General features: G+C 44.1%; 3 protein-coding genes. All 3 read right to left on the bottom strand.

The window, feature by feature from the left end; genetic code table 11:
• On the bottom strand, nucleotides 1-415 hold a 415-nt coding region (locus AB4496_RS17190; RefSeq protein ID WP_372104832.1), incomplete at its 3' end, for an MSHA biogenesis protein MshF.
• A 3-nt stretch (nucleotides 416-418) separates the two neighbouring features.
• A complete protein-coding gene (locus AB4496_RS17185; RefSeq protein ID WP_009847859.1) occupies nucleotides 419-1642 on the bottom strand; it encodes a type II secretion system F family protein in 1224 nt (407 codons plus the stop codon).
• A 12-nt stretch (nucleotides 1643-1654) separates the two neighbouring features.
• A complete protein-coding gene (locus AB4496_RS17180) occupies nucleotides 1655-3325 on the bottom strand; it encodes a GspE/PulE family protein (protein ID WP_372131460.1) in 1671 nt (556 codons plus the stop codon).
• Nucleotides 3326-3327: the final 2 nt, after the last annotated feature.

The following is a 3327-nucleotide window of genomic DNA, read 5'->3' as shown; positions in this document are numbered from 1 at the left end:
TTTTGAGTAATATATCTATCTGATACTTATCACTATAATGATAACGGCAATGAAAATGAATGTTATCACTTTTGTCTTCAATGTTTGGAGAGCTGAGACCTAAAATACGCCCCTTAGGATATAATTGCTCCAACCAATAACCGCAATTTCGAGCCGAGTCTTGAATTGGCATAACCCACCCCGTTCTGCTGTAAGTCTTTGGCGGTTTCGCATCATTCTTTTGCTCCACACCAGATAACAAATACTGCTGTTTGAACAAATTCGCTTGCTCAAGAATTCGCTTGCTCGCAACGATTAATGCCGTGTTCGTTGCTTCTTCTTCTACTGTTTTCCATACAGAAAGCAATCCCATAACGAGAAAAAGAATAACCGTAACCCAAATAACAAAACGTGAGCGCTGTAGGTTATTCAGCATCCCCTAACCTTTGATTGCATCCAGCATTCCCCACATTGGCAAGAAAATACCCAGAGCTAAAACCAGCACCATTCCCGCAACGATCGTCAACAGAATAGGTTCAATTCTAGCGGTTAACGTTTTTAGATCGTAATCAACCTCTCGGTCGTAAAAATCCGCAACTTCAAGCAGCAACTCATCAATACGACCCGTTTCTTCACCCACAGAAATCATTTGTATCACGAGTGGTGTGAAAATCTCGCTGTTAATCGCGGTAGAAGAAACGGTACTTCCCGCTTCTATTGCCGATTTCATACCTTGAACACGAAGTTCTAAAAAACGATTGTCCAAAGCTTCAGCCGATAGCGATAACGATTGGTTAAGCGGTACACCTGCTTTTAGCATCAAAGCAAAAGTACGTGAGAAGCGCGACAATAGAGCTCGATTGACCACCCCACCAATCACTGGCATTTTTAAGCGCAGCCGATCCCACTTTTCCCACCCTTTATCTGTCTTAACCCATGCTTTAAAAGCAAAAACAAGACCAAAGATTAATCCAAGCATTAACCCCCAGTAATTAACAAAGAACTCAGACATTCCCATTAAAATACGAGTTGGAAGTGGTAAGTCGACCCCAAAACGCGCGAACATACTCGAAAACTGAGGAATCACGAATATATTCAAGACAAACATAGCGATTGTAATAAAAGTAATCACGAACGTTGGGTAACGCATTGCCGTTTTGATTCGCTTTCGAGTTTCAACCTCTTGTTCGTAGTATCCAGCCAGTTGTAACAATGCCTGATCTAAACGACCTGTATTCTCACCAACACTGATCATCGATACAAACAATGAACTAAATACCTTAGGGTGCATTTGCATCGACGCCGCTAACCCACGACCGTTTGTGAGTTCAGCGACCACTTCTTCAAGTGCTACTTTCAGTTGCTTATTTTCACAATGTTGAGTTAACCCTTTCATCGATCTTAATAGCGGAACACCCGCCTTAGTTAAACTATACAACTGTCGGCAAAACAGAACCAACACCTCTAAAGGCACATTCGGGGAGAACAGACTGGATACATCCATATCCAGGATTGAACCGCCACTTTTTCCAAGTTTAATCGAAGTTGGAATGATCCCTTTACTCATCAAACTGTCAGCAGCAAGATCTTCGTTATTTGCATCCAACTGGCCTGTCACTTGACTGCCATCAGAACTGCGACCTACATAACGATAAGTTGGCATATCACTCTACCCCTACAGATAAATTGGATCAGTGGCACCAGAAGCATCGCCTTCGCCAAGGTTCATTACCTCATCAAAGCTCACAACCCCCTGTATGGCCAATTCCATCGCAGAAGCTAACAGCGGTTTGTAATTTTCAGACTGCCTTGCCGTTTGAGCAAAAACAACGGCATCATTGGCTCTAAGCGCATCCATCATAGGCTGATCGAGCTCCAACATTTCAAACACACCAATACGACCACTGTAGCCTGTCAAATTACAATTTTGACAACCACGCCCTTTCATAAATGGCGTACCTCGCTGGTTTGGGAAACGAACACTCAACCATTGCTTACGCGCTTCATCCAGCTCATCATCAACCTTGCAATCAGTACATACCTTACGAACTAACCGCTGTGCGACCACGGCTCGAACAGCACTTGCTACCAGATAACCCGGAGCCCCCATGTCCATCATACGCAGTGCACTGTCTACTGCATCGTTGGTATGCAGAGTACTTAACACTAAGTGACCAGTAAGTGCCGCTCTCAAACCAATTTCAACGGTTTCGTGATCTCGCATCTCACCAATAAGAATGATATCCGGATCCTGACGTAGGAAGGTTCTCAAAATCGTTGAGAAATTGAGGTTAATCTTAGGGTTTACCTGAACCTGATTCACACGAGGAAGACGGTATTCTACAGGGTCTTCAGCGGTAATGATCTTTTTACCCGGTTCGTTTAATTCACTTAACGCACCGTATAGAGTCGTTGTTTTACCTGAGCCCGTAGGCCCGGTTACGAGAATCATGCCATGTGGGCGGCGTAATTGATGACGAAGACGAACGAGCAAATCACTCGGAATGCCTGACAACTCCAATTTACGTAGGCCAGCCGATTGATTAAGCAAACGCATAACCACTGACTCACCGTGCTGTACTGGCATAGTCGACATACGAATATCGACCGATTGACCTTTAACGCGAATATTAAAGCGACCATCTTGAGGCAGTCGTTTCTCTGAAATGTCGAGGTTAGCCATCAGCTTCAAACGCAAAACCAGTGCAGAAGCAATATTCACTTCATTCAACAACGTTTCATGCAGGACACCATCAATACGCTGACGTAAACGTAATACGTTTGAATCTGGTTCAATATGAATATCAGACGCACCAACTTGAATAGCATCTTCAAACAGCGAGTTTACTAGCTTAACGACCGTAACTTCGTCGCTGTCTTCTTCAGCGATATCAAAGTCAAAGGCTTCATTAACTTTATGCTCAGCATGAAGCTGCTCAGCAAATGAGGCAATCTCTTTGGTTCTTCGGTAATAACGGTCGAAACCATCAACTAATTGTCTCTCTTGTGCGACGACAAATTCGAGTGCGTAGTCGCCTAGTTGACTCAGCAAAGATTCTTGGGCAAACAGATCAGCAGGATCACTCATTGCAACACGTAATGTGTCACCTTGACGCCCAATGACCAAAGCTCGAAGGCGGCGAGCATGAACCTCAGGTAAAAGCTGCACAGCTTCGACGTCAACATTAGCTCGGCTAATATCAATAAGAGGAATAGCAAGCTGTTGCGACAAGAAACTGAGCATTTGCTGCTCTGATAAAAAGCCAAGCTCGATCAGTGCATCACCAAGCTTGCGGCCTGTCCTTTTTTGAGCGGCCAGAGCTTGTTCAACTTGATCTTCAGTAATGA

This window comes from Vibrio sp. 10N.222.46.A1 (assembly GCF_041473595.1).
GTDB lineage: Bacteria > Pseudomonadota > Gammaproteobacteria > Enterobacterales > Vibrionaceae > Vibrio > Vibrio tasmaniensis_A.
The sequence above is the reverse complement of the archived record's forward strand: the minus strand, read 5'-3'. Positions and strand labels throughout refer to the sequence as shown.

Bases quoted from the DNA above. Each gene is read 5' to 3' on its own strand.
- AB4496_RS17185 (WP_009847859.1), bottom strand. From the start codon at position 1,642: ATGCCAACTTATCGTTATGTAGGTCGCAGTTCTGATGGCAGTCAAGTG.